At 72.9% G+C, this 26,857-nt stretch carries 20 protein-coding genes; 14 read left to right on the plus strand and 6 right to left on the minus strand.

The genetic code is table 11. The features are described 5' to 3' along the window. Positions 1–105: 105 nt before the first annotated feature. Both ACZ4EF_RS21290 and ACZ4EF_RS21295 read right to left on the minus strand, forming a co-directional pair. Entirely contained in the window at positions 106–1,209 is a 1,104-nt protein-coding gene (locus ACZ4EF_RS21290) for a hypothetical protein (protein ID WP_401725631.1), read from the minus strand. Continuing rightward, positions 1,206–1,898, minus strand: coding sequence for a hypothetical protein (locus tag ACZ4EF_RS21295; RefSeq protein WP_467506046.1), 693 nt, complete (start codon positions 1,896–1,898; stop codon positions 1,206–1,208). Before ACZ4EF_RS21295 ends, ACZ4EF_RS21290 begins: the two co-directional genes overlap by 4 nt. A gap of 396 nt (positions 1,899–2,294) precedes the next feature. On the opposite strand from ACZ4EF_RS21295, the gene ACZ4EF_RS21300 reads away from it, so the two are divergent. Further along, entirely contained in the window at positions 2,295–2,885 is a 591-nt protein-coding gene (locus tag ACZ4EF_RS21300; protein ID WP_355348660.1) for a hypothetical protein, read from the plus strand. A 114-nt stretch (positions 2,886–2,999) separates the two neighbouring features. Here the strand turns inward: ACZ4EF_RS21300 and ACZ4EF_RS21305 are convergent, their stop codons facing one another. Then, positions 3,000–6,107: a lysylphosphatidylglycerol synthase transmembrane domain-containing protein gene (locus ACZ4EF_RS21305; protein WP_467506048.1), complete on the minus strand. Its 3,108-nt coding sequence runs from the start codon at positions 6,105–6,107 to the stop codon at positions 3,000–3,002. Positions 6,108–6,196: 89 nt separating this feature from the next. Between ACZ4EF_RS21305 and ACZ4EF_RS21310 the strand changes: the two genes are divergently transcribed. From ACZ4EF_RS21310 to nudC, 4 genes are all read left to right on the plus strand, one after another. Then, positions 6,197–6,568 (plus strand): MGMT family protein, encoded by a 372-nt coding sequence (locus tag ACZ4EF_RS21310; RefSeq protein ID WP_355348662.1) that lies wholly within the window; start codon positions 6,197–6,199, stop codon positions 6,566–6,568. A 263-nt stretch (positions 6,569–6,831) separates the two neighbouring features. Further along, the gene (locus ACZ4EF_RS21315; RefSeq protein ID WP_467506050.1) at positions 6,832–10,737 is read left to right on the plus strand and encodes a UvrD-helicase domain-containing protein; all 3,906 of its coding nucleotides are present in this window, start codon (positions 6,832–6,834) and stop codon (positions 10,735–10,737) included. A gap of 203 nt (positions 10,738–10,940) precedes the next feature. Then, on the plus strand, positions 10,941–14,468 hold the full coding sequence (locus tag ACZ4EF_RS21320; protein WP_467506052.1) for an ATP-dependent helicase: 3,528 nt from the start codon (positions 10,941–10,943) through the stop codon (positions 14,466–14,468). 84 nt (positions 14,469–14,552) lie between these two features. After that, positions 14,553–15,473: an NAD(+) diphosphatase gene (nudC, locus tag ACZ4EF_RS21325; RefSeq protein ID WP_391044313.1), complete on the plus strand. Its 921-nt coding sequence runs from the start codon at positions 14,553–14,555 to the stop codon at positions 15,471–15,473. 47 nt (positions 15,474–15,520) lie between these two features. Here the strand turns inward: nudC and ACZ4EF_RS21330 are convergent, their stop codons facing one another. Beyond that, positions 15,521–15,763: a mycoredoxin gene (locus ACZ4EF_RS21330; protein WP_355348671.1), complete on the minus strand. Its 243-nt coding sequence runs from the start codon at positions 15,761–15,763 to the stop codon at positions 15,521–15,523. 250 nt (positions 15,764–16,013) lie between these two features. On the opposite strand from ACZ4EF_RS21330, the gene ACZ4EF_RS21335 reads away from it, so the two are divergent. From ACZ4EF_RS21335 to ACZ4EF_RS21355, 5 genes are all read left to right on the plus strand, one after another. Next, positions 16,014–18,221 (plus strand): ATP-dependent DNA helicase UvrD2, encoded by a 2,208-nt coding sequence (locus ACZ4EF_RS21335; protein WP_391044315.1) that lies wholly within the window; start codon positions 16,014–16,016, stop codon positions 18,219–18,221. A gap of 133 nt (positions 18,222–18,354) precedes the next feature. Next, entirely contained in the window at positions 18,355–18,726 is a 372-nt protein-coding gene (locus ACZ4EF_RS21340) for a hypothetical protein (protein ID WP_355348677.1), read from the plus strand. Between the two features lie 155 nt (positions 18,727–18,881). Continuing rightward, positions 18,882–19,250 carry a WhiB family transcriptional regulator gene (locus ACZ4EF_RS21345; RefSeq protein WP_391044318.1) on the plus strand — a complete coding sequence of 123 codons (369 nt, stop codon included), beginning with the start codon at positions 18,882–18,884 and terminating at the stop codon, positions 19,248–19,250. A gap of 125 nt (positions 19,251–19,375) precedes the next feature. Next, positions 19,376–19,624 (plus strand): hypothetical protein, encoded by a 249-nt coding sequence (locus ACZ4EF_RS21350; protein ID WP_188283322.1) that lies wholly within the window; start codon positions 19,376–19,378, stop codon positions 19,622–19,624. 105 nt (positions 19,625–19,729) lie between these two features. Beyond that, positions 19,730–19,915: a hypothetical protein gene (locus tag ACZ4EF_RS21355; RefSeq protein ID WP_223187396.1), complete on the plus strand. Its 186-nt coding sequence runs from the start codon at positions 19,730–19,732 to the stop codon at positions 19,913–19,915. Between the two features lie 95 nt (positions 19,916–20,010). On the opposite strand, the gene ACZ4EF_RS21360 is transcribed toward ACZ4EF_RS21355, so the two are convergent. Beyond that, positions 20,011–21,360 carry an ABC1 kinase family protein gene (locus ACZ4EF_RS21360; protein ID WP_355348681.1) on the minus strand — a complete coding sequence of 450 codons (1,350 nt, stop codon included), beginning with the start codon at positions 21,358–21,360 and terminating at the stop codon, positions 20,011–20,013. 21 nt (positions 21,361–21,381) lie between these two features. Beyond that, positions 21,382–22,575, minus strand: a complete 1,194-nt coding sequence (locus ACZ4EF_RS21365; RefSeq protein ID WP_467350837.1) for a ThiF family adenylyltransferase — start codon at positions 22,573–22,575, stop codon at positions 21,382–21,384. A gap of 277 nt (positions 22,576–22,852) precedes the next feature. On the opposite strand from ACZ4EF_RS21365, the gene ACZ4EF_RS21370 reads away from it, so the two are divergent. The 4 genes from ACZ4EF_RS21370 to ACZ4EF_RS21385 all read left to right on the plus strand — a co-directional run bounded on the left by ACZ4EF_RS21370 (position 22,853) and on the right by ACZ4EF_RS21385 (position 26,696). Continuing rightward, positions 22,853–23,485, plus strand: coding sequence for a M48 metallopeptidase family protein (locus ACZ4EF_RS21370; RefSeq protein ID WP_355348687.1), 633 nt, complete (start codon positions 22,853–22,855; stop codon positions 23,483–23,485). Between the two features lie 101 nt (positions 23,486–23,586). Beyond that, positions 23,587–25,227 (plus strand): TerD family protein, encoded by a 1,641-nt coding sequence (locus ACZ4EF_RS21375; RefSeq protein WP_355348690.1) that lies wholly within the window; start codon positions 23,587–23,589, stop codon positions 25,225–25,227. A 6-nt stretch (positions 25,228–25,233) separates the two neighbouring features. Continuing rightward, positions 25,234–25,917, plus strand: a complete 684-nt coding sequence (locus tag ACZ4EF_RS21380; protein ID WP_188285752.1) for an AIM24 family protein — start codon at positions 25,234–25,236, stop codon at positions 25,915–25,917. A gap of 17 nt (positions 25,918–25,934) precedes the next feature. After that, positions 25,935–26,696, plus strand: a complete 762-nt coding sequence (locus ACZ4EF_RS21385) for an AIM24 family protein (protein WP_355348694.1) — start codon at positions 25,935–25,937, stop codon at positions 26,694–26,696. Positions 26,697–26,857 lie beyond the last annotated feature (161 nt).

Below are 26,857 nucleotides of genomic sequence, written 5' to 3' on the forward strand. Positions count from 1 at the left end.
CGCTTTCCCGAACCCCCTCCGCCGTCAGGCGCCCCTCGTGCACCGCAAAACCACCCCCCCCCCCCCCCCCCCCCCCCCCCCCCCGGGCCTCTCACATGGTCCGGTTCAGCGGTTGACGGTCTGGATCTCCTGGACCGTGACCGGGTGGTCCTGGGTGATCACACCGTTCGGCAGCGGCGGGTTGTCGGCCGCGCCGTCCGAACCGCGCCAGGAGACCTTCCAGGTGGCCGTCACGTTCAGGTCGTACGCGCCGGTGCTCTGCGTGGAGCGCCGATACGTCACACCGCACGGCGGGTTGCCGGTGGCGCCCTCGGTGTACGGGGCGCCGACCTGGCCGCCCTTGCCGATGGGGCACTCGGCGGAGGACGGGTACACGGTGGCGTCCGACGTCCCCGGATCGATGTGGACGCTGGTCGGCGTGGCCGTCGTCTCGGCCCACATGGCCTGCGCGCCGGGGATGTTGAGTTCGGCCCTGACGGTGACCGGCGCGTAGTTCTCGTTCAGCGTCACCCAGGTGGGCAGATTGACGGTCTGGGTGCCCACCGGATTCGTCCGGATGTCCACGCCCGGCACCTTGGTGTGCGCGAAGGCGAGCCTGGCCAGCATCTCCGTGGTGATCACGTTCGGCGTACCGGCGGGCGGGCGCTGGCCGTTGGGGACCCAGAAGGGCAGCGTGCCGTTGCAGTCGAAGCGGTCGGGGCTGTCGGAGTTGGGATTCGTCACCGGACCCCAGAAAGCGCCCTTGCCCTGCTGGTCGAGATTGAAGTTCTTGTACGCCTTCTCGCCGTTGCCGCTCCAGGTCCTGCCCTCCGAGTAGTGCTTCTTGTACTCGTCCATGGCCTGCATGGCGTAATTGGCCTGGCCCGGATACTCGTTGGTCTCCTTGACCTGCTTCTCGACCATCTTCTTGAATTCGGCGGGGCCGGCGACGGGGCCGATCCAGCACGGCGGCGGCGTCCACGTCACATTGTCGGCGGCGCCGAGCGAATGGCCTCCCGAGCCCTTCGTGCTGGTGTCCGTGGGATAGGTGACCTGGACGCCCGCGCTCAGATTGCCCTTGTCGTCACCCGAGCCGCTGGTCTTGCCGCCGGGCACGTCGGCGAAGGCCGGGGCGGCGACGGTGGCCGTGGCGGCCGTCACGAGGATCGCGGTGGCCGCGCCAAGAGCCGCACGGCGCAGGCCCGTTGCCGGGCCCGATGGGGTGGTCACTCCTTGCATTGCGTTGCCTTCGCTTTCGCCTCGACGGACACGGCTTGCCACAGGTCGGCCCCCGCGGGGAACTTGGCCATGACGATCGTGAAGTACACGTAACTGCTGTCGGTGACCGCGGTGCCGAGGAGCTTGCCCGACTTGACGTCCTTGCCGTAGACCTTGCCCTGGAAGTCGCAGAAGCCGACCGTGGCGGCGGTCTTCGCCGAGGTCACCTTCACCGTGGGCCGGTAGAAGCGGTCGGTGCCGGTCTCGGTCCAGCCGCCGTCCACCGCCTGCCCGATCTGCGTACGGGCATACGCGGCGGCGCTGCCGCCCGGTTGCGCGTACTGCGCCACCAGCGGCTCGTTGACATTCCGCTTCACGATGCCGTGGGCGATGCTGCGCATGAAGTTGGCGGCGTTGCCCAGCGCGGCGGCCTCGGCGTGACCGGTCGGCGCGGGCCAGTCGAAGACCAGCTTCAGATCGCCCGGCAGCGCCAGGTTCGGATCCTGCGTCACGGGCGGCGCGGTCGGCTCGGCGGACGCCGACGCCGTGGGAGAGGCGGCCGTCGCGGTGGGGGAGGCGGTGTTCGCCGAATCCCCGTCGATCGTGTCGGAGCCGCCACCTCCACCGCCGCCGCAGGCGGACAGCGCCAGGACGGCGGTCGCCGTCAACGCGGCGGCCGTGGCGCCGCAGTGGACTCGCATGGTCAACGCTCCCGATCGGTGCTCACCGGGCACCGACGGGCACCGGCCGAACAACACATCGAACGCCGAACACCCCTTGGCCCCGTATCCAAGTGGAATCCACCGTACCCAAGGCGGCGGCCCGTGTTGAGAGGGGAAGTGTGCTGGTTCGGTCACGTGCGGGTCACCGCGACGGCACAGCCGCCGATTCCACCCGGATGCCGCGCAACCCGGCAAGGACACAACCCCTCCTAACGGATAGTCGGCGACCTATTGGATACAAGTGGTGGGTCCCGAACAAACGCCGTAAAAGCAGCGAATGGGCTCGAACGCGTCGAACACCGCGGAGAACACGACGACTTCGCGTGGCGCGGAGCACCCGAGCCCTCGAAGAACCTTCGAAAGGCAAGGCACGTCATGCAGCAGAGCCGCACCACCGGTACCCGCACCCGTACCGTCCGCCGTATCGCCCTCACCACGGCCGCGGTGGCGCTCGCGGTCGCCGTACCCGCCGCCGCGGCGCAGGCGCAGTCCCAGCCGCGGACCGCGTCCCGCACGACCGGGCAGTCCCACACGACCGGGCACGGGCACGCGGTCGCGCACCAGGCGCCCACGGCGCACAAGGCCCACAAGGGCGCCAAGGCCGAGCCGGTGATCGGCTCCGGCAGCCCGCAGTCCACGACGGGACGCGTCGCCGACTTCTACGGGTCCTACATCGACGCCGTCTGGGACACCGACAGCGGCCACCTCGGCGCCGACCTGCGGTCGCACTTCCTGACCAAGGGCCTCCAGAAGAAGCTCGCCGCGTGGGAGAAGAAGAACCACGCGGACGGCGTGCTGCGCGCCCAGGACGTACCGACGGCGTGGCGCGTGACGTACGCGGGCAGCGGCGCGGGACACGCCTTCACCAATGTGCGCCTGACGTTCGGCGGGAAGGGCCACGAGACGTACCAGACGCTCAAGGTGCGGTCGGACCTGGCGACGAAGAAGATCTCCGACATCAAGTAGCGCGCGGGGCCCGCTGATTCGGTCCTTCGGACCGGTCGGCGGGGTCGGCCGGCCGGTTCCCGGCGTCGTACGGCGCCGGGGTCCGGCCGGCCGCGGAGTACGTCAACCCGCCCGCTACAGCTCGCCCTTGCGGGTGAGGTGGTGGAAGGAGACCCAGCCGGGCAGCACCGGCAGCCAGAAGGTCAGCAGCCGGAAGAAGAGCACGGCCGGAGTGGCGACCTCCTTCGGCAGCCCGGCGGCGATCAGACCACCGGTGAGGGCGAGTTCGACGGCCCCGACGCCACCGGGGGTGGGCGCGGCGGACCCCAGCGCGTTGCCCGCGAGGAAGACGACGGCGATGGCCGCGTAACTGAGGTGGCCGCCGAAGGCCCGTACGCAGCCGTCCAGGCAGATCACGAAGGTGACCGTCAGCATCAGCGTGCCGCCGATGCCGGTGATCAGCTTCGCGGGCCGCTGGAGCACGTCCAGCATGCGCGGCACGACTCCGGCGAACAGCGCGCGTACCCGCGTCGAGACGAACTTCCGCAGCGCGGGCACCGCCGTGACGACCAGCACCAGCACGCCCGCGGTCAGCAGCCCGGCCATGACCGTACGGGACGGCGACAGCGACGGCGTCTTCTCCGTACCGGTGATGAAGCCGAACGCCATCAGCAGCACCACGTGCGAGCCGAGGCCGACGAGCTGGGAGGCGCCGACGCTCGCCACCGCCAGGCCGGGCCGTACGCCCGCCTTCTGCAAGTAACGGGTGTTGAGCGCGACACCGCCGACCGCGGCCGGGGCGACCAGCTTCACGAACGACCCGGCGACCTGCGCGAGCACCGTCTTCACCAGCGACAGCCGCTCCGGTACGAACCCGGAGAGCGCGCACGCGGCGGCGACGTAACTGGCCGCGGAGCCGAGGACCGCGATCACCGCCCACCGCCAGTCGGCGTTGGCGATGGCGTCGCCGATCGGCACGGAACTGAGCTGGGAGAGCAGGAAATACGCGGCGAAGGCGCCCGCGATGACCGTGATCAGCGTGCGCGGCTTGATGCGTTCGAGACGGACCGGCTCGACCGGCGCCTGCGGACGGATCAGCAGCACCTGCTGGCGGATGAGGGAGAGCAGGTCGTCCTCGCGGGCCTCCTCCAGCGCGTCCTCTATGGCCCGCTTCTCCGCCTTGCTCTCGGCCTTGCGCTCGGCCTTCCGGCCCGCCTTGAGCTTGCCCGCCTTGAGGTCCCCGGTCTTGAGGTCCCCGGCTCTGAGGTCCCCTGCTCTGAGATCCCCGGCCTTGAGGTCCCCGGCTCTGAGGTCCCCTGGCGGCACCGCCGCCGTCGCGCCGCCGTGCGCCACCTCCGCGCCGTGCGCGCGCTCCGCGGCCCGTGCCTCCTTCTCCGCCGCCGACGCCGCGAGCACCGCGTCCCGCTCGCGCTGCGCGCGGGCCCGCCCGAGCACCTTCAGACGCGCCCGGGTCTCCCGGCTCAGCGCGATCGGCTGGAGCAGCGGCAGCGAGTTGGCGACCCGGTCGGGACCGAGCACCGCGAGCCCCGAGGCCACCGCGCGCTCGGGCCCCACCCGCAGCGCCAGCGTCGTCAGCATCTGCGCGATGTCCATCCGCAGCACGATGTCCCCGGCCGCGATCTCACCGCCGCGCAGCTCGGTCAGCACGACCTTGCCGGAACGATCCACCAGCAGCGACTCACCGACCAGCCGCCGGTGCGCGATCCGCCGCGACTGGAGCGCCCGCACCTGCGTCCACGCCTCGCGCAGCAGGTCGTCGGTGATCTCGTCGTCCGCGAGCGAGTCGAACCGCCGGCCGCCGATGTGCTCGTAGACCAGCATCACCGCGTCGGGGCCCAGCTCGGAGGTGGCGATCAGCTTCGGCGCGTTGGCCCCGGCGGCGATGGCCGCGTACGCCAGCAGCGCCTCCTGCTCCAGCGCCTGCCGCAGCGACAGCAGACTGCGCCGCTGCGTGATCCCGCCGACCAGGGCGAGCCGCCGCCACAGCCGGTAGAAGAACCCGTGCGCCTGCTGCTCCCGGTCGACCACCGTGACGTCCAGCGGCGGGCCGTCCTCCAGCGTCACCAGATACGCCCGGCCGCGGTCGGAGTCCGCGGTCTCCGGGCCGTCCAGCTCGACCCGGCGCGCGGTCTGCGGCGCGAAGCCGACCCGGCGCAGGCCCGCGAGCAGGTGCTGCCCGGTCGGCCGGACGTTCGGCGAGCCGACCGCGTAGACCGTGCCGTAGGCGACCGTCCAGCCGATCAGCACGGTCACGGCGATCGAGAACGGTGTCGTGTAGCCGCCGACCAGCACCGCGAAGGCGTCCAGCAGCAGCACGAACCACAGCGCGACCCGCCAGCGCGGTCTGCGCGCCATCCCGACCGCCGTCACATAGGCGATGACGGGCGCGAGATAGCCGTGCACGGGGTCGGTGAGGCCGGTGCCGCCGGGCGCGCTGTGGGTCAGCGCCTCCTGGATCGGATTCGGCGCGGAACTGGTCACCCACAAGTCGGTGGCGAGCGCGGCGCCGTGCGCGAGGACGGCCGCCAGGACGCCGTCGGCGATCCGCAGCCCGTCCCGCTTGACCAGCCGCTCGATCGCGAAGGCGACCGGCACGATCAGTACGGCGATGCTCGCGGTCAGGCCCGCGAAGGACGACAGGGCGTCGGGCGCGTGGTCCGCGCCCTTGGAGATGTCCGTCTCCAGGCCGGTGGTCGTCGCGTGCGCGAAGCCCGCGATGGCCAGCACGACCGCGATGCCCAGCAGCCCGAACAGGAAGCGCATCAGGTCGGCGGGGCGGTGCACGCGGGCGGCGAGCAGCGGTTCGTCGACCAGGACGGTGCCGGGTCCCGGCCCGGGGGTCAGGGTGGGAGCGGGGCCGGGGGCGGTGCCGGACGCGGTGTCCGGGGTCTTCTCGGGCGTGGCGCCGGACACCGTGCCTGGCGTGGTGCCGGACGCGGTGCCGGACGCGGTGCCGGGCGCGGTGTCGGGTGTGGCCTCGGGCGTCGTGTCGTCTGCGGCGGCCCGGTCGGCGTCCGGGCCGGTGTCCGTCGCGGGTTCGGCCACGGCGTCACGCGTGGTGTCGGGCACGGGCAGGTCGGACAGGCGCGCCCTGTGGGCCCCGTTCGCGGCCGGCGCGGCGGGGTGCGCGGGCAGCGCGTCGGGGGCGCGGTCGGCCGGTCCGGCCTGCTCCGCGCCCGGCTGCTGCTCCCCAGCCGTCTCTTCTTCTTGATCTCGTATCACCAGTCACCGCCCGGACGATGGTGGCATGAGAGGTCTGCGAATGGGACCGGAACCCCCCGTTGTCGGTGGTCTGGGGCAGGATTGTTCGGATGAGCGAGGAGTACGACCCCGGTGCCCCCACGGAGTACGCGGAGCGGGTGCTGGACACCGTAGAACTGATCCCGCCCGGCCGCGTGATGACATACGGCGATGTCGCGGAATACCTGGGCGAAGGCGGTCCGCGACAGGTCGGCCGGGTCATGGCGCTGTACGGCGGCGGCGTGACCTGGTGGCGTGTCGTGCGCTCCGACGGGACGCTGCTGCCCGGCCACGAGCTGAGCGCGCTGGACGCGTACCGCGCCGAGGGCACCCCGCTGCGTGAGCGCGGCCCGGCCGCCGAGGGGCACATACCGCGCGTCGACATGCGCAGGGCCCGCTGGGACGGGGGCGCCGCCGACCTCGCGGGGGGCGGCAGCGGCTGACGGCCGGGGACTCATGTCCTCCAGCTTCCGTCATCGGCGCCGCCGCGATGGCATCGGCCGTCCGTACGGAGTACATCCCGCGCGTGGCGTAGCGTCGACAGCTCCCGTCCGGGAACGCGATCCCGGCGGCGTACGTGACCCGGTACGCGGTCCCGTACGCGTCCCCGTACGACCGCCAGAGCCCATGACCGACCCCGTGACCGACCCCGCACCCAAATCCGTACGCGCATCTGATCCTGGCCCCGACAGAACCGGCGAACCACGTGACATCCTCCTCGGTCTCCTCCGCCTCCTCCGCCACCTCGGCAGTGCCGCACCAGGCGCACCGGGGTGCGGGCGGCGGCGGGTACCGGTTGGTGCGGACGCCGCCGGTGGCCGCGACGCCTCCTGTGCTGGACGCGGCACAGCGCGCGGTGGTTGAGCACGGGCAGGGGCCGCTGCTGGTGCTTGCGGGGCCCGGCACCGGCAAGACGACCACGCTCGTCGAGGCGGTCACGGCGCGGGTGCGGGCCGGGACGGATCCCGACCGGATTCTCGTGCTCACCTTCAGCCGCAAGGCCGCCGTCGAGCTGCGCGACCGGCTGGCGGCGCGGGCGGCGGCGGAACCCGACGGTCCGGGCGGCGCGACCGGCGGAGTGGTGGCGCCGCACGCCACCACCTTCCACTCCTTCTGCTACGCCCTGGTCCGCGAGCACCAGGCGCCCGAGCTGTTCGCCGACCCGATCAGGCTGCTGTCGGGCCCCGAGCAGGACCTGCTGGTCCGCGAGCTGCTGGCCGGAGAGGCCATGCTCGAACGCGACGGGCGCGGCAAATTCCGCTGGCCGGACGACCTGCGGGCCGCGCGCACCACGCGCGGATTCGCCGACGAGGTGCGCGCGGTGGTCGCGCGCAGCCGCGAACTGGGGCTCGGCCCGCGCGCCCTCGCGGACTTCGCCCGCCGCATCGGGCGGCCCGACTGGACCGCGGCGGCGGCCTTCCTGGACGAATACCTGGAGGTCAGCGATCTCCAAGGCGTCATCGACTACACCGAACTCGTCCACCGGGCCGCGCTGCTCGCCGAACGCCCCGAGACGCACCGGGAGCTGGCCGGGCGGTACGACGCCGTCTTCGTCGACGAGTATCAGGACACCGACCCGGCGCAGGTACGGCTCCTCCAGGCGCTGGCGGGGCAGGGCCGTACGCTGGTCGCCTTCGGCGACCCCGACCAGTCGATCTACGCCTTCCGCGGCGCCGACATCAACGGCATCCTCGACTTCCCCACCGACTTCCCGCCCCGCGACGCCAAGGCCGCCGCCGTCCGTGTCCTCACCGTCTCCCGCCGCGCCGGGGCCGAACTCCTGGACGCCACCCGGCGGCTCACCACCCGCATGCCGCTGCCCAAGCTGCCCGCCGCGGCCGTACGGCAGCACCGCGCGCTGCACGCCGTACGGTCCGACGGCGCGGTCGCTGTCCGCACGTATCCGACCTCCGGCGCGGAACTCGACGGCATCGCCGACACCCTGCGCCGCGCGCACCTCGAAGACGGCATCCCCTGGCACGACATGGCCGTCCTCCTGCGCTCCGCCTCGCCCCTCCCAGCCCTGCGCCGCGCCCTCACCACCTCCGGCGTCCCCGTCCACCTCGACGCCCCCGACATCCCCCTCCACGCCGAGCCCGCCGTCGCCCCCCTCCTCCTCGCCCTCCGCCTCGCAGCCGAGTCGGCTGCCCCTGAGCCCCCCACCCTCCCCGGCGCCCCGGGAACGCCCGACGGGGACGCGGACCCCGCCCAGCCGGGTGGGCCGGGAATCCCCGGCGGGGATGTGGACTCCGCTCGGCCTGGCGGCTTGGGAGCGCCCGGCGAGGACGCGGACGCCCTTCTGCCCGGTGGGCCCGGAACGCCCGGCGGAGGCGTGGACTCCGCTCGGCCGGACGGCCTGGGAGCGCCCGGCGAGGACGCGGACGGGCGGTCCGCCGACCCCGCTCTGCCGGGTAGGCCGGGAATCCCCGGCGGGGATGTGGACGCTGCTCTGCCCGGCGGCCCGGGAACGCCCGACGAGGACGCGGACCCCGCTCGGCCGGGTGGGCTGGGAGCGTCCGGCGAGGACGCGGACGGGCGGTCCGTCGGCCCCGCCCGGCCGGGTGGGTCCGGAATGCCCGGCGCGTCCTCGGCGTTGGCGGCCCGCCCCGCCGAGCCCGGCCGATCGTCGGCCCCCCTTTCCGCGCCAGCGCCGTTCGGCGGCCCGCAGGGGCGGGGTGAGGTCGCTGCTTCGTCGGCGGCACCCGACGGGTCTTCGCGGGGCGACGGGCGGGTGGTGGGGCGGGTGGTTGTTGGGGTGGAGGACGCCGTCGCGCTGCTGACGTCGCCGTTGGGGGGGATGGACGCCGCGGATCTGCGGCGGTTGGGGCGGGCGTTGCGGGAGGAGGAGCGGGCCGCGGGCCACGCGGTGCCGCGGGGGTCGGACGAGCTGATCGCGGAGGCGGTGGGGGAGCCGGAGCGGCTGGTGGCGCACGACCCGGCGTATGCGCGGGGGGCGCTGCGGGTGGGCGGGCTGCTGAGGGCCGCGCGGGACACGCTGGCAGGCGGTGGCACGGCGGAAGAGGCGCTGTGGGGCCTGTGGGACGGCTCGCCCTGGCCGGGGAGGCTGGAGCGGGCGGCGTTGCGGGGCGGGGCGGGCGGACGCCACGCCGACCGTGACCTGGACGCGGTGTGCGCGCTGTTCGAGACGGCGGCGCGGGCCGAGGAGCGCACCGGCGGCCGGGGCGCGCTGAACCTCATCGAGGAGCTGTCGGCGCACGACATCGTCGCCGACACGCTCGGCGGCCCGGCCGTACGCCCCGACGCCGTACGCCTGATGACCGCGCACCGGTCGAAGGGCCTGGAGTGGCGGCTCGTCGTGGTGGCCGGGGTGCAGGACGGCGTCTGGCCCGACCTGCGGCGGCGCGGCTCGCTGCTGGAGGCGGACCGGATCGGCACCGACGGCCTCGCGCCGCCGCTCAGCCAGGGCGCGCTCCTCGCGGAGGAACGGCGGCTGTTCTACGTGGCGGCCACCCGCGCCCGCGAGCGCCTGCTGGTCACGGCCGTGAAGTCGGCCAACGACGACGGCGACCAGCCCTCCCGCTTCCTGGCCGAGCTGGGCGTGCCCCCGCAGGACGTCACCCACCGCTCGCGCCGCCCGCTGGCCGTCGCGGCGCTCGTCGCCGAACTGCGCGCCACCACCGTCGACCCCGCCGCGTCCCCGGCCCTGCGCGACGCCGCCGCGCGCCGGCTGGCCAAGCTCGCGGCGCTCAACGACGACGGGTACGCGCTCGTGCCCGCCGCGCACCCCGACCGCTGGTGGGGCCTGTACGAGCCGACCCGCTCGACGGTCCCGCTGCGCGACCGCGACCAGCCCGTCGTCCTGTCCGGCAGCGCGCTCGACCAGCTCGCCAACACCTGCGCGCTCCAGTGGTTCCTCGGCCGTGAGGTCAAGGCGGAACCGCCGTCCACCGCCGCCCAGGGCTTCGGCAACGTCGTCCACGTCCTGGCCGACGAGGTCGCCTCGGGACGCGCCCCCGCCGACCTCGACGTCCTGATGGAACGGCTGGACTCGGTCTGGGACGCCCTCGCCTTCGACGCGCCGTGGAAGTCCCGGCAGGAGAAGGAGAACGCCCGCGCGGCCCTGGAGCGCTTCCTGCGCTGGCACGTCATGGAGCGCGGCCGTACCCCCGTCGCCACCGAGCACGGCTTCGACGTCACCTTGGAGGCGGGCGACGCCCGGGTACGGATCCGCGGCAGCATGGACCGCGTCGAGACCGACGCCGAGGGCAACGCGTACGTCGTCGACTTCAAGACCGGCCGCTCCAAGCCCACCGCGGCCGAGGTCACCCACCACCCGCAGCTCGCCGTCTACCAGCTCGCCGTGCGCGAAGGCGCCGTCGACCCGCTCTTCAACGACACCCGCCCGCCGTCCGGCGGCGCCGAGCTCGTCCAGCTCAGGCTCGGCGCGACGCGCAAGGAAGGCGGCGAGACCGTACCGGCCGTGCAGCGCCAGGAACCGCTGGCGGGGGAGTGGGCGCAGGAGCTGCTGGCCGAGGCCGCGGGCCGCGTCCTGGACGAGCGCTTCACCCCGTCCACCGGCCAGCACTGCGCCAACTGCGCCTTCCGGGCGGCCTGTACGGCGCGACCGGAGGGACGCCAGGTGGTGGAGTGAACGACGGCCGCGCCCCGGTGTGAGCGAAGGCCGTGCCGCAGAGTCAGCGACGGCCGCGCCCCGGTGTGGACGACCTCCGTGCCCCGGTGTGAGCGACGGCCGCCGTACGGGCCGCCCAGCGTGCGGACGGCGGTGTCGTACGGATCGCGGAATGAGGGGTTCCGCCGCCACGGCTGTCGGCGGAGCCGGATAGCCTCACCCGAGTGGCAACCCCCCTCACCGACCCCGAGCAGCTCAAGGAGCTGCTGGGCATCCCGTTCACCCCGGAGCAGATGGCGTGCGTCACCGCACCCCTCGCGCCGGGCGTGATCGTGGCCGGGGCCGGGTCCGGGAAGACGACGGTGATGGCCGCGCGGGTGGTGTGGCTGACCGGCACCGGACAGGTGGCGCCCGAGCAGGTGCTGGGCCTGACCTTCACCAACAAGGCGGCGGGCGAGCTGTCCGAGCGGGTCCGCAGAGCCCTCGCGCGGGCCGGGATCACCGACCCCGACCCGGACCCGGCGGCGGAGGGCGACCCCGAACACCCGCCGGGCGACCCGCAGATCGCCACGTACCACTCCTTCGCCGGGCAGCTCCTGAAGGACCACGGGATGCGGATCGGCCTGGAGCCCGGCGCGCGGCTGCTCGCCGACGCCACCCGCTACCAGCTCGCCGCGAAGGTGCTGCGCCGCGCGCCGGGACCGTATCCGGCGCTCACCAAGGGCCTGCCCGCACTCGTCGGCGACCTGCTGGCGCTGGAAGGCGAACTGGCCGAGCACCTGGTGCCGGTCGAGCGGCTGACGGCGTACGACACGCGCCTGGCCGAGGAGCTGGCCGACATCGACCCGGCCACGCGCGGCTACGCCTGGGCGCGCGAGGTGAAACAGGCGGTACGCGCCCGGCTCGACCTCGCCGGGCTCGCCGCCGACTACCGGGCCGAGAAGCGCTCCCGCGACCTGCTGGACTTCGGCGACCAGATCGCGCTGTCCGCGACGCTCGCGCAGGACAGGGCCGAGGTCGGCGCGATCCTGCGCGACCAGTACCGAGTGGTGCTGCTCGACGAGTACCAGGACACCTCCGTCGCCCAGCGGCTGCTGCTCGCCGGGCTGTTCGGCGGCGGCACCGGGCACGCCGTCACCGCCGTCGGCGACCCCTGCCAGGCCATCTACGGCTGGCGCGGCGCCTCCGTGGCCAACCTCGACGACTTCCCCCGGCACTTCGCCCACGCCGACGGCCGCCCCGCCGACCGCTACTCGCTCAGCGAGAACCGCCGCTCCGGCGGGCGCCTGCTCGACCTCGCCAACACCCTCGCCGTCGAACTGCGCGCCCGCCACGAAGGCGTCGAGGCCCTGCGGCCCGCCCCCGGCGCCGAACGCGACGGGCTGGTGCGCTGCGCCCTGCTGCCCACCCAGGACGACGAGACGGCCTGGCTCGCCGACTCCATCGCCCACCTGGTGCGCACCGGCACCCCCGCGGGCGAGATCGCCGTCCTGTGCCGTACGGCCGCGCACTTCGCCGACTTCCACGCCGCGCTCGTCGCCCGCGACATCCCCGTCGAGGTCGTCGGCCTGTCGGGGCTGCTGCACCTGCCCGAGGTCGCCGACCTCGTCGCCGTCTGCGAAGTCCTGCACGACCCCACCGCGAACGCCGCCCTCGTCCGCCTCCTCACCGGCCCCCGCTGGCGGATCGGCCCCCGCGACCTGGCCCTCCTCGGCCGCCGCGCCCGGCAGCTCGTGCGGTACGGGGCCGCGGGGGACGGGCGCGATCCGCTGGCGGCGGCCGTCGAGGGCGTCGACCCGGCGGAGGTGATCTCGCTGGCGGACGCGCTGGAGACATTCCTCGAATCGGCGTCCCCGGGGTCCGACGGGAGCGACGGCCCGGACGACGACCTGCCGTTCTCGCCCGAGGCACGGGTCCGCTTCGCCCGGATCGCCGCGGAGATAAGGGATCTGCGGCGCGCGCTCGCCGACCCGCTGATGGACGTGCTCCACCGGGTCCTGGCCGTTACCGGCCTCGAAGTCGAGCTGTCCGCGTCCCCGCACGCGCTCGCCGCCCGCCGCCGCGAGACCCTGCACGCCTTCCTCGACATCGCCGCGGGCTTCGCCGCCCTCGACGGCGAGGCCACGCTGCTGGCCTTCCTCGGCTTCCTGCACACCGCCATCCAGTACGAGAAGGGCCTCGACAGCTCGCTGCCCGGCGGCGAGAACACCGTCAAGGTGCTCACCGCCCACAAGTCCAAGGGCCTGGAGTGGGACGTCGTGGCCGTGCCGGGCCTGGTCGCCAAGGGCTTCCCGAGCGAACGCGGACGCGAACTGTGGCCCGCCAACGCGAAAGTGCTGCCGCACGGGCTGCGCGGCGACGCGGCCACCCTCCCGGACGTGGCCGAATGGAGCCGCGCCGGGCTCGACGGCTTCCGCGCGGCCATGAAGGAACACCAGCGCGTGGAGGAGCTGCGCCTCGGCTACGTCACCTTCACCCGCCCGCGCTCCCTGCTGCTGGGCTCCGGCCACCGCTGGGGCCCCACCCAGAAGAAGCCGTTCGAGCCGTCCGCCTTCCTCGACGCCCTGCGCACCCACTGCGAGGCGGGCCACGGCGAGATCGAGCACTGGGCGGAGCCCCCGGCCGCGGACGAGCAGAATCCCGCCCTCGCCGCCCCCGTCGAGCCCCCCTGGCCGCTGCCCCTCGACCCGACCGCCCTGGAACGGCGGCGCCGGGCGGCGAAGACCGTCCTCACCTACCTGGAGTCCGGCGCGGGCCCCGACCCCGGCGCGGATTCCCCGGCGCCGCTGCCGTACGAGCCGACGTACGAGCCGTCGTACGAGCCGGACGATCAGCCGGACGACGAGCCGCCGTACGACGACGTGGGTGACATGGGCGACGTGGGTGACGTGGACGACGTCGCGGACTGGGACGCGCTCCCCACCCAGCGCCCGCCGGTACGGGAGCCTGACGGCGTACGCGAGGACGTACCGGCGCGCGGCCCCGTGGCGCAGGACGCACCCGTACGTGAACCGGCACGAGACGGTGAACCCGCACGGGACGCTGAACCCGGTCTCGTAGCGGAAGAGGCGCGGCTGGTGGCGTCCTGGGACCGGGACCTCGACGCGCTCGCCGACGAGCTGCGGCGGGCGCGGGCGGGCGTACGGGACGTGCCGCTGCCCGCCGCGCTCACCGCGACGCAGCTGCTGCGGCTGGCCGCCGACCCCGACGGTCTCGCCCGCGACCTGGCCCGGCCCATGCCGCGCCCCCCGGCGCCCGCCGCCCGGCGCGGCACCCGCTTCCACGCGTGGGTCGAGTCGCGGTTCGACGCCCGCCCGCTCTTCGGGCCCGAAGACCTCCCCGGCATCGAGGGCGACGACGACATCGCCGACGAACGCGACCTCGCCGCGCTCAAGGACGCCTTCCTGCGCGGTCCGTACGCCGACCGCACCCCGTACCGGGTCGAATTCCCCTTCCACCTGGTCCTGGCGGGCCGCGTGATCCGCGGCCGGATGGACGCGGTGTACCGGGACGGCGACCGCTACGAGATCCTCGACTGGAAGACCGGCCGCGCCACCGACGCCGACCCCCTCCAGCTCGCCGTCTACCGCCTGGCCTGGTCGGAGCACCAGGGCGTCCCGCTCGACCGCGTCACCGCCGCCTTCCTCCACATCCGCACGGCGACGGTCATCCGGCCGCCGGACCTGCCGGACCGGGAGGGTCTTGAGCGGCTGCTGGGCCCGACCGCGGGAAAGCGGGGCCCGACCGCGTAAATCGGGACCACCCCCGCCAAGCTAGGCTGCACGTATGTGCACGACCACCGGGAGTTGAAAGCAGCCTTGACCGGATTCGACGCTATGTCGCAACCGCTCGCCCTCACCCACGAGGGCGTCGACCGAGCCGCGCACCACCGCCTGGACGAGGCGTGGCTGGCCGCTGCCTGGAGCCACCCGACAACCCGCGTCTTCGTCGTCTCCGGCGGCCAGGTGCTGGTCGAGGACGGGCCCGACGGGCGTACGGCCCTGGTGATGACCCCCGCCTTCGACGCCCCGGAAACCGAGACGCACCGCTACTTCCTGGGCACGGCCCCGGACGGCGTGCGCTACTTCGCGCTCCAGAAGGACACCCTTCCCGGCCGGATGGACGAGGAGGCGCGTCCCGCGGGGCTGCGCGAGGTCGGCGGGCTGCTGTCGCCGCTGGAAGCCGGACTCATGGTGCACGCGGTGGCGCTGGAGAACTGGCAGCGGATGCACCGCTTCTGCTCCCGCTGCGGCGAGCGCACCGTCATCGCCGCCGCGGGCCACATCCGCCGCTGCCCCGCCTGCGGCGCCGAGCACTACCCGCGTACGGACCCGGCCGTGATCATGCTGGTCACCGACGAGGAGGACCGCGCCCTGCTCGGCCGCCAGGTCCACTGGCCCGAAGGCCGCTTCTCGACCCTCGCGGGCTTCGTGGAGCCCGGTGAGTCCATCGAGCAGTCCGTACGCCGCGAGGTCTTCGAGGAGGCGGGCGTCGTCGTCGGCGACGTCGAGTACGTCGCCAGCCAGCCCTGGCCCTTCCCCTCCAGCCTCATGCTGGGCTTCAACGCCCACGCCACCTCGTCGAAGATCACCGTCGACGGCGAGGAGATCCACGAGGCCCGCTGGTTCTCCCGCGAGGACCTGCGCGCCGCCTTCGAGTCCGGCGAAGTGCTGCCGCCCTTCGGCATCTCCATCGCCGCCCGGCTCATCGAGCTGTGGTACGGCAAGCCCCTGCCCCGCCCCGGCACCAACGCCTGAGCCCGCCGTGCCTCGCGGCGACGACGGGCTCGTACGTACGGTGCGGGTCAGGCGCCGATCTTCTGCTTCACCTGCGCCAGCGACGGGTTGGTGAGGGTGGAGCCGTCGGGGAACAGCACGGTCGGCACCGTCTGGTTGCCGCCGTTCGCCTTCTCCACGAACTTCGCCGACTCCGCGTCCTCCTCGATGTTCACCTCGGTGTACGCGATGCCCTCGCGGTCCATCTGGCTCTTCAGCCGACGGCAGTAGCCACACCAGGTGGTGCTGTACATGGTCACGGTGCCCGACATCGCTTCTCGCTCCTCGTCGCCTGCGGGTGAAGGGGGTTCTGCGCCAGTAGAACACCGCGGCGGGAGTGGGCATTCCGGGGGGCGGCCGGTCGGCCGCGAGGGGGTTACGGGGCGGCTTGCGGGTGCGGGTCCAGGGGCAGGTACCGGGGCAGGTACCGGCGTGGGTTCCGGTGCGAGGTTCGCGGCGGGTTTCGCGTGCGGCTGTGGATAACTTCGCCGGGGTGTCGGTCGGACCTGGCAGAGTGGCGGGGTGACTGCGACAACCCACGAATCGCTCTTTCCCGCGCAACCCGACTCCGCGGACGCGGTGCTCGCCGGACTCGACCCCGAGCAGCGCGCCGTCGCGACGGCGCTGCACGGGCCGGTGTGCGTGCTGGCGGGGGCCGGTACGGGCAAGACCCGGGCGATCACGCACCGGATCGCGTACGGGGTGCGGGCCGGAATCCTGCAACCCGCGAGCGTGCTCGCGGTGACCTTCACCGCGCGGGCGGCGGGGGAGATGCGGGGGCGGCTGCGGCAGCTCGGCGCGGGCGGTGTGCAGGCACGGACGTTCCACTCCGCGGCGCTGCGGCAGCTCCAATACTTCTGGCCGCGGGCGATCGGCGGGGAGATCCCGCGGCTGGTGGAGCGCAAGGTGCAACTGGTGGCGGAGGCGGGAGCCCGCTGCCGGATCAGGCTGGACCGCAACGAACTGCGCGATGTCACCGGCGAGATCGAGTGGTGCAAGGTCACGCAGACGGTGCCGGAGGAGTACGCGGCCGCGGCGGCCAAGACCGGCCGTGACGTGCCGCGCGACCCGGCCGAGGTGGCGAAGATCTACACCACGTACGAACAGCTCAAGCGGGACCGCGGGGTGATCGACTTCGAGGACGTGCTGCTGCTGACCGTCGGGGTGCTCCAGGACCGGCCGGACGTGGCGGACACCGTGCGGTCGCAGTACCAGCACTTCGTGGTGGACGAGTACCAGGACGTCAGCCCGCTCCAGCAGCGGCTGCTGGAGCTGTGGCTCGGCGGCCGGGACGACCTGTGCGTGGTCGGCGACGCCTCGCAGACCATCTACTCCTTCACCGGCGCCACCCCCGACTTCCTGCTCGGCTTCCGCTCCCGGCACCCCGACGCGACCGTGGTCAAGCTGGTCCGCGACTACCGCTCCACCCCCCAGGTCGTCGGCCTCGCCAACGGCCTGCTCGGCAAGGCCCGCGGCCAGGCCGCCGCCCACCGGCTGGAACTCATCTCGCAGCGCGAGGCCGGACCCGAGCCGGTGTATTCCGAGTACGCGGACGAACCCGCGGAGGCCGAGGGCGCCGCGCGCCGAATCAAGGAGCTGATCGCCTCCGGCGTACGCCCCAGCGAGATCGCCGTCCTCTACCGGATCAACGCCCAGTCCGAGGTCTACGAACAGGCGCTGGCCGACGCCGGGGTGCCGTACCAGCTCCGCGGCGCGGAACGCTTCTTCGAACGGCCGGAGGTGCGCGAGGCCGGGCTGCTGCTGCGCGGCGCCGCCCGCGCGTCCACCGACCCGGAAGAGGCCGACAACACCGTGCCGCAGCAGGTGCGCGCGGTGCTCAGCTCCCGCGGCTGGGCCTCAGAGCCGCCGGCCGGCTCCGGGGCGGTACGGGACCGCTGGGAGTCGCTGGCCGCGCTGGTCCGGCTGTCGGAGGACTTCGCGGCGGCCCGGCGGGACGCCACCCTCTCGGACTTCGTCGCGGAGCTGGACGAGCGGGCCAACGCGCAGCACGCCCCGACCGTCGAGGGCGTCACGCTCGGCTCGCTGCACGCCGCCAAGGGCCTGGAGTGGGACGCGGTCTTCCTGGTCGGCCTCACCGAGGGCACGCTGCCGATCACCTACGCCAAGACCGACGAGCAGGTCGAGGAGGAGCGGCGGCTGCTGTACGTCGGGGTGACCAGGGCCCGGCTGCACCTGTCGCTGTCCTGGGCGCTGTCCCGCTCACCCGGCGGGCGCGGCGGGCGCAGGCCCTCGCGCTTCCTGGACGGGCTGCGCCCCGGCTCCGCGCCGCGCGGCGCACGCGGCGCGGGCGCGGGCGGCAGCGGCGGCGCGGAGCGCGGCTCCGGCGGTCGCAAGCGGCGCGGCCCGGTGCTGTGCCGGGTCTGCGGCCGGACGCTGTCCGAGGCGGGCGAGATCAAACTGATGCGCTGCGAGGACTGCCCCTCGGATCTCGACGAGGCGCTGTACGAACGGCTGCGCGAGTGGCGGATGGAACAGGCCAAGGCGCTCGGCCAGCCCGCGTACTGCGTCTTCACCGACAAGACGCTGCTGGCCATCGCCGAGGTCAGGCCGGGCGGCGAGGCGGAGTTGTCGCAGATCGCGGGGGTCGGCGCGCGGAAACTCGACAAGTTCGGCGCGGACGTTCTGGCGCTGTGCGCGGGGGAGGAACCGGGCGGAAACGAGGCCGCCGAAGGATCTTCCGAAGAAACTGAAGAAGAGGCGGAAAAATAGTTTGCGCATCCCGAGGAAGTCCCCATAGCCTTCGGGAGCACGGTCGAGAGCGGCTCTTCCAAGAGCGGGTCTGATCGTGATGTACTAGCAGTCCGTTCCATCCGCACTACGACGCCGAGAGGAGGCGAGCCCAATGATCAGCATCATGACCACCGTGAAAATGACCGATCGTTCGGTCGTCGCCACCTGCCCGCTCGGCGTTTCGCCGCGTGCCACCCGTCTGTCCTCCGCCCTGCTCCCGGTTCTGCCGATCCGTGAGCGGAACGAGCGACCGATGCAGGCGCCCGCGGCAGCGGTAGCGGCGAAGGTTCTGGCGCATGCCTCTGCCTTCGCGGCGGCGGCCAACGGCGCCGGCGCTGGTACCGCCAAGGCTGCGATCGAGGCCAAGGGTGCTATCGACGGCTTCGCCAGCGGCGGCTTCGCCAATGGCAATGGACAGCAGAAGACGCAGCAGTACGGCAAGTGGGCCTTCCGCGGGCTCGAACCCTGGAGTGATCCAGCCTGATAACGCATCAGGTCGGCGCCTCAGGGCCGCGGAATCCCAGACCGGGATCCGCGGCCCTTCTGTTTTCTCTCCAGACAGAAAGCCTGTTCCGCAGGACAGGCAGAAACAGAAAACCGGCCCACCGGCCGGACCGACAGACGAGGAACGAACCAACCGTGCCTACCGCCCAGCACGCCCCGTCCGGACCCCAGCCCGACCTGAACCGCTCGCCCGCAGAAGCACACCACGACCCGGAGACTCCCTTGCTGCCCCTCACCGAGCTCGACGACGAGATCGAGCGACTCGGCGTGCCCGTCCCGTGCCGCACCTACGACCCGGAGGTCTTCTTCGCCGAGTCGCCGGCGGACGTCGAGTACGCGAAGTCCCTGTGCCAGACCTGTCCCGTCCGTGAGGCCTGCCTCGCCGGGGCCAAGGACCGCCGCGAGCCCTGGGGTGTCTGGGGCGGCGAGCTGTTCATCCAGGGTGTAGTCGTGCCCCGCAAGCGGCCCCGTGGCCGTCCGCGCAAGGACGCGGTCGCGGTATGACCGCCAGGAGGACCCGGCCGACCCGGAACGTCAGGAAGGCCCGCACCACCCGAAGCGCCACCACGGCGCATCTGCCCGGAACGATTGACCGCCCACTCACGCTCGACCCGAAGAATCAGGCCCCGATGAACCCCACACTCACCGAGATCCCCGCAGCCCGTACTTCCGACGCCCCCGCGTCGTACCAGAACAGGAACCTCGAAATGCAACTCATGCCAGAAGCACTGGCGCGTGCCCATATGCAACAGCGCCTGTACGAGGCCGAACACGAACGAAGGTCCGTGCGGCTGCTCGCCGCCCGCCGACTCCAGCGCCGTGCCGAACGCGCCTCGCTCCGTGCCCGCCGGGCACTGGCGATGGCCGTCATGCAGTAACCAGTCAGGCAGTTACCAACTTTTGACGCGGGGCCGGTCCGAAAGGACCGGCCCCGCGGTGCGTTACGGCGACAAACGCGGCGCATGCGGAGGTATCGTCAACCAGTGGATCAGAAGAACTCTCAGACCACGACCACGACCACGTGCGCCCGCTGCGGCGAGACCCACGATGGCCTGCCGCTGACGTGGACCTGCTCCGTCGAGAACGGACACCGCGTGTACTTCTGCGTCACGTGCGCGCGCCAGCACCTCCGCAGCATCGAGAGCCGCCTCGACTCCGCGTGGTGGTAGCGCGGCTCCCAACCGCCGGCCGCCCAGCCGCCCGGCCGCCCCAGCACCCAGCCTTCAGCGCTGGCCGTCCGCCGCCGCCCGGCGTCCGTGCCCGCTCAGGCCGACTCCGCCGTGCCCTCGGGGTCGAAGCCGGGGAGCCACGCGTTGAGCTCGTCGCGGAGCCGGACCGTCGCGCCGAGCTGGCACAGCACCCCGACGGTGCTGAGGGTGACGCGGTGGATCAGCAGATAGGAGGGCGGCAGATTGAGCTGCTTGCCGAGCTGGTGCGCGGGTGAGCGCGGGTCGGCGATCCGGGCCGCCTGAGCGCGCATCCACGCCCGGTCGAAGGTGAACTCCTCGCGCCCGGCCGGCTCGATGATCGGCCGCAGATAGTCCAGCACGGCCTCGGCGTCCAGCTTGATCGTCGGCTTCACGAAACCCTCCTGGCGGAGCATCGCGTAGACCTCGTCGGCGTCGCTCTCCAGGGCCAGCCGCAGGGCGGTGCCGATCGGCAGCGGCAGCCCCTCCGGCAGCCGGTCGACGGTGCCGAAGTCCAGCACGCCCAGCCGCCAGCCCTCGGCGGGCCCGTCGTCGACCAGCAGCCGGAAATTCCCCGGATGCGGATCGGCGTGCAGCAGCCCGGTGCGGGCGGGCCCGGCGAACAGGAAGTGCGCCAAGAGCTGCCCCGCGCGGTCCCGCATCTCCTGACTGCCCCCGGAGATCACCTCCGACATCGGCACGCCGTCCATCCACTCGGTGACCAGCACCTCGTCGGCCTGGTGCACCACATCCGGCACGTGGACATCCGGGTCCTCGGCGAACTCCTCCGCGTGCGCGTGCTGCGCCCTGGCCTCCAGGGCGTAGTCCAGCTCCTCCTCGACCCGCTCGCGCAACTCCACCAGCAGCGGCTTCACGTCCACCCCCGGCACCAGCGGCCCGAACAGCCGTGCCACCCGGCCCAGTTGCGTCAAGTCGGACAGCAGCGCGTCGCCCGCCCCCGGATACTGGACCTTCACCGCCACCTTGCGCCCGTCGCTCCACACCGCCCGGTGCACCTGGCCGATCGACGCGGCGGCGGCCGGGGTGTCCTCGAATTCGCTGAACAGTGAGCGCCAGTCCTTGCCCAGCCGCTCCGCCAGCACCTTGTGCACGGTGCGGGCGGGCATCGGCGGGGCGGCCTCCTGGAGCTTGGTGAGCGCCGCCCGGTAGGGCCCGGCGATGTCCTCCGGCAGCGCCGACTCGAAGACCGACAGGGCCTGGCCGAACTTCATGGCCCCGCCCTTCAGCTCGCCGAGCACCTTGAAGAGCTGTTCCGCGGTCCGCTCCTGCAACTCGGTCGCGACCTCGTCGGCCGGTCTGCCCCCCAGCCGCTTTCCCAGTCCGAGCGTGGCCCGTCCGGCGAACCCGAGAGGGAGCGCCGCCAGCTTCGCGGTACGGGTCACAGCCTTGCGCGGAAGATCAGACATGCGCCCCTCATTTCCCGTCGGTCACATGGCCATTGTGCCCCCCGCCACCGGCGCCCCGTCCCAGCGAGCACCGGTTGTCGTCGGCTCCGCCGCTTTGCCCCCGTCTGCGTCGCCCCAGGTGTCCCGGCCGTCCCGCGCCCCGCGGGCGGTCCCGGCACCGCACCCGCAGCGGCTGTCACCGGGCAGCGCCCTGACCTTGGTGGTGAGCCGGGACAGCGACATCTCCACCCGGCCGCCTACCCCCGGCGCGACCCGTCCATCCAGGTGCGCCAGCACGTGTCCGGCCGCCAGCCCGGCCACCGAGGTGGCCAGCGCGATGTCGCAGGCGGGCACCGCGGGCTGCCGCCCCGATCTGAGCTGGGCCAGCATCCGGGGCCAGGCCGGGTCCTCGTCGGCCAGCCGCAGCCCCAGGCACTCCCCGCACGCCGTCCGCCCCGGCAGCACCAGCGGACCGACCACGCCCGTCCCCTCGACCACACCCGTGTAGAGATGCGGCACCCCGGAGGCGACCAGCCGCCGGGACTCGCCCGGATCCGGTGCCCAGGCGTCCAGCCCGTCCCTCGGCGCGATCACCACCACCGTGGCGCCGGGTCTGCCGCGCTCGCCCGGCGTCGTACGCGGACCCGGCGCCGCCCGCCGTACCGCGCCACGGGCCGCCGCGTCCCGCCGGTCCCCGATGTGGTCGGCCGGGATGCCGCAGGGGCCGGTGTCCCACGGCTCGACGCGCCCACTGTCCAGCACGTCCACCGAGCCCACCCCGGCCGCCGACAGCACCGAGGCCACGGCGGCGCCGACCCGCCCGGCCCCGTGCACCCGCACCCGTGCCGCCCTGCGGTGCCGTATCCGGCCCGCCGCCCCGCCGGGACCCGGGTGGACCACCGAGAGTGCCGCCAGATCGGGTCTGAGCCGGTCCAGGGCCGCCGCCCGGTGCCGTACCGCCTCCGCCAGCGCGCCGTGCGCCGCCGCGTCGTCCAGCACGCCGCCCTCGGCGAGCAGCCCCAGCAGCCGTCTGACCTGAGCGGGCCCGAGGCCCAGCGCACCCGCGTCACGGGTCAGCGTGTCGGCGCCGCGCGTGCCGTCGAGCAGGTCGAGAAAACCGGCCGCCGCGCCGTCGACCGGCTCCAGCACCACCGCGTGCGCCGGGTCCACCCCGAACTGCACGCTCTCCCTGTCCCGCCAACTGCGGCGCAGCGCGCTCTTGAGCATGGGACGCATGACCGTCACCCCCGTCCATCCGTTCACTCGATCCACCGGGAGGTCCACCAGGACGTCCACCAGGACGTCCGCAAGAAGGTCCACCGGGAGAGCCGCCCACCGGCCAGCCCGTCCCGTCCATCCGGCCCGCCCGGCGAAATTCCCCATTCCGACTTCCCTCGTCACTCTCCGTAAGCGACAGAACTCAGCATGCCATTTCCCGGCGAAACTCCCGGAGAGTTATCCACAGGTTGTGGGGGATAGTCGTTCAATATGCGTATGAAGCGAGGTGATTCCCATGCGAACCGGCCGGGAGACGGGACTTCCCGGACACGCAGCGGGTAACGTCGAAGGCGTGTCCGCCGATCCAGCGCGTAGCCTCTCCAGCCAGCCCGCAAGCGGCCTACGGACCAATGCGGTGGAAGTGCGCCGCAGTGCCCGCAGGCGCCGAACGGTTTCGGCATATCGCGACGGCGACCGAACTGTCGTGCTGATTCCGGCCCGAATGTCGGCGGCCGAGGAGCAGCGCTGGGTGACCACGATGCTGGAGAAGCTGGCGGCGCAGGAGAGCCGCCGGATGCCCGGCGACGACGAGCTGGCCGCCCGCGCGGAACGGCTGTCCGAGCAGTATCTGCTCGGCCGGGCCGTGCCCGACACGGTCCGCTGGGTCACCAACCAGAATTCCCGCTGGGGCTCGTGCACGCCCTCCGAGGGCAGCATCCGCCTGTCGCACCGCCTCCAGGGGATGCCCGAGTACGTCATCGACTACGTGCTGCTGCACGAGCTGGCGCACCTGCTCGTGCCGGGACACGGCCCGAGCTTCTGGCGACTGCTGGAGAGCTATCCGCGCACCGAGCGCGCCCGCGGCTTCCTGGAGGGCGTCGTGGCGGCCGACCGGCTGCCGCATCCGCCCGGTTCCCGCGAGGAATAGCCGCTGTCGGCACGACCGGTTAGCCTGTCGCCACGTCGGCGCGGCAGCACAAGCGCCGCATCGCGAGCGCAGCAATGAGGGGATGGGGGACGGTCGTATCCATGGCCAGGGAATTCCAGCGTGGCCACAAGGCCAAGATCAGTGATCTGACGGCGGGGACGGATCTGTATGTCGGTGTACAGATCTCCGGCCCCGGCCTGACCTTCGACATCAGTTGTTTCGGGCTCGACGACAAGGAACAACTGTCGGACGACCGTTACTTCATCTTCTTCAACCAGCCCAAGTCGCCCGAGGAGTCGATCCAGCTCCTCGGCGCCCAGTCCGGCGACACCGAGTCCTTCCGTGTCACTCTCGACCGCATACCGGCGAACGTGCACAAGCTGGCCTTCACCGCGACGATCGACGGCAACGGGCAGATGTCGCAGGTCGCCCCCGGTTATCTGCGGCTCGTCGCGGGCGGTGAGGAAGTCGCGCGGTACGCCTTCACCGGCGCGGAATTCACCACCGAACGCGCCGTGATGGTCGCGGACATCTATCTCAAGGACGTGTGGCGTTTCGCCGCCGTCGGCCAGGGCTTCGACGGCGGGCTCGACGCGCTGCTGCGGAATTTCGGCGGCGAGGTCGCCGAGGACGAGCCCGCGGCGCCCGAGCAGGCCGCGGCTCCCGGTTTCGCGCCGCCCGGCGCCGTACCCGGCTTCGCACCCCCGCCCGGCCCCGCGGCGGCCCCCGCTCCGGCCTTCGGAGCACCCGCGCCGGCCGCCCCCGTACCGCCCCCGGCTCCCGCGCCCGCCTTCGGCGCGCCTCCCGGCCCGCCCGCCGCGCCCGCGCCCCAGGGCTTCGCGCCGCCGCCCGGCAACCCCGGCCTCCACCAGGCGCCCACCATGGTCGCGCCCCTGACCGCGCCGCCCGGCCAGGCCCCGCCGGGACAGCCGCCCTTCGGCCAGGTCCCGCCGCCCGGCGCGCCCCCCGCCGCCCCCGGATTCGGCGGTCAGCCGCCCTTCGGCCAGGTGCCGGGCCAGCCGGGTCCCCCCGGCCCGCCCGGCGGCGGCTACGCGGCCCCCGCCGTCCCCGCGCAGAACGCGGGCCTCGCCGCCGCCATGCAGAAGTACCGCGAGACGCCCACCGGCCAGCGCTGGACGCAGCAGAATCCGAAGATGATGCGCGCCGACCTCGGCCAGGGCGGCGGCCAGCCGGTCCTCGCCCGGCAGGGCAGCATGGTGCTCTACCAGGGCAAAGTCGATTTCGGCTACAAGGGTGCCGGTTTCACCGGCCGCATCGTCGGCAACGCCACGGGCCAGGAGATGCAGCTCATGCGCTGCACCGGCGGCGGCCAGGTCTTCTTCGCGGAGAACGCCGCCTATCTGCACCCCATCGAGCTCCAGGGCGACGCCATCTGCGTCTCGGCGGAGAATGTGCTGGCCTTCGACGAATCCCTCCAGCACGAGGTGCGCAGGATCGAGGGCCACGGCATCCCCGGCGGCGCCCTGTTCACCATGCAGTTCCAGGGCACCGGCACGGTCATCGTGAAGACGCACGGCACCCCCGTGGTGCTGCCCGTCACCCCGACCACCTACGCGGACAGCAACGCGATCGTCGCCTGGTCGGCCGCCTCACAGGTGATCGTCTCCAGCCAGGTACGGCTGCGCAGGACCGCGTATCCCGGCCACAGCGGCGAGACCGTGAACCTCCAGTTCCGCGGCGCCCCCGGTAATTTCATCGTCGTCCAGCCCTACGAGGTGTGACCCGCCATGGACCAGCAGATGATCGCGGGCTACGCACCGGCACCGGTGGCCGCCCGGATGGAGAACCACGGCTCGTCGATGCTCAAGGTCGCCATGGTGACCGGCCAGGACCTCTTCGCGCGCACCGGCTCGATGGTCGCCTACGAGGGCTTCGTGCAGTACGAGCCCAACCCGCCCGCCGTACGGCAGATGGCCTCGGCCTGGCTGACCGGCGAGAGCGCCCCGCTGATGAAATGCAGCGGTGACGGCCTGCTCTACCTCGCCGACTACGGCGCCGACGTGGTCTGTCTCAATCTCAACAACGAGTCGGTCTCCGTCAACGGCACGAATCTGCTCGCCTTCGACGCGCACCTCACCTGGGGTGTCGAGCGGGTCAAGGGGCTGGCCAAATTCGCCGGTCAGGGCCTGTTCAACGTCGGGGTCAGCGGTCAGGGCTGGGTCGCGGTGACCTCCCGCGGCACGCCGATCGTGGTCGACTGCGGCAGCGGCGCCGACGAGACCTACGTCGACCCGGACGCGCTCGTCGCCTGGTCGTCGGGGCTGAAGATGAAGGCCAAGCGCAGCTTCAGGGCCGGGGCGCTGATCGGCCGCGGCAGCGGGGAGGCCTTCCAGATCGCCTTCTCCGGCCAGGGCTTCGTGGTCGTCCAGCCCAGCGAGGACAGCACTGACCGTCTCCGGATCCGGGGCTGAGGGGGAGCGACACCATCATGCAGAGCCCGCTTTTCGCATTCACCGAGGTCCAGAACCAGGACCACTACACCCTGCAGAATTCCTACCTCCTGCGGGTCCGCCTCGACGGCAACACCGGCCCCGACTGCCTGGCCCGCAAGGGCTCGATGGTCGCCTACCAGGGCATGATCGAATTCGACGGCGAGTACCAGTCGCAGGGCCAGCGCGGCGCCCGCCGCCACACCGGCGAGGGCCTCGACCTGATGCGCTGCTCCGGGCAGGGCACCGTCTACCTCGCCAACCTCGCCCAGCAGATCCACATCCTGGACGTCGACCACGAGGGCCTGACCGTCGACAGCGCGTACGTCCTCGCGCTCGACTCCGGGCTGCACTGGGACGTGATCGCGGTCGACAGCCAGTTCGGCCTGTCCGGCACGGGCGCGTACAACCTCAACATCTCGGGGCAGGGCAAGGTCGCCCTGATGACGTCGGGCAAGCCGCTGCTGATGCCGGTCACGCCCGACAAGTACGTGTCCTGCGACGCGGACGCCGTCGTCGCCTGGTCGACCAGCCTGCGCGTCCAGATGCAGGCGCAGACCAGCAGCTCCTCCGTCTTCCGCCGCCGCGGCAACACCGGCGAGGGCTGGGAGCTGAACTTCGTCGGCCAGGGATACGTCCTGGTCCAGCCCAGCGAGCTGATGCCGCCGCAGAACGCGGTGATCGGCCAGGGCGTACGCGCCCAGTACGGCATGGGCCCGCAGGGCCACGGTCAGAACCAGGGCAACATCTGGTCCAACTGACCTCGCCGCACGAGAGCCGCCGACCTCGTCGTACGAAGGCCGTGAAAAGCCGCACAAAAGAGGTGGGGGGTCGGGGGACGCGGGCTTTAAGGGCCACCCCCTTCCGCCCACGTTCGGGAATTCCCTTTCACTCGCGTCTCCCTCCCCCCCACATCTCTGTA

The sequence above is a fragment of the Streptomyces sp. NPDC025721 genome (assembly GCF_055558595.1).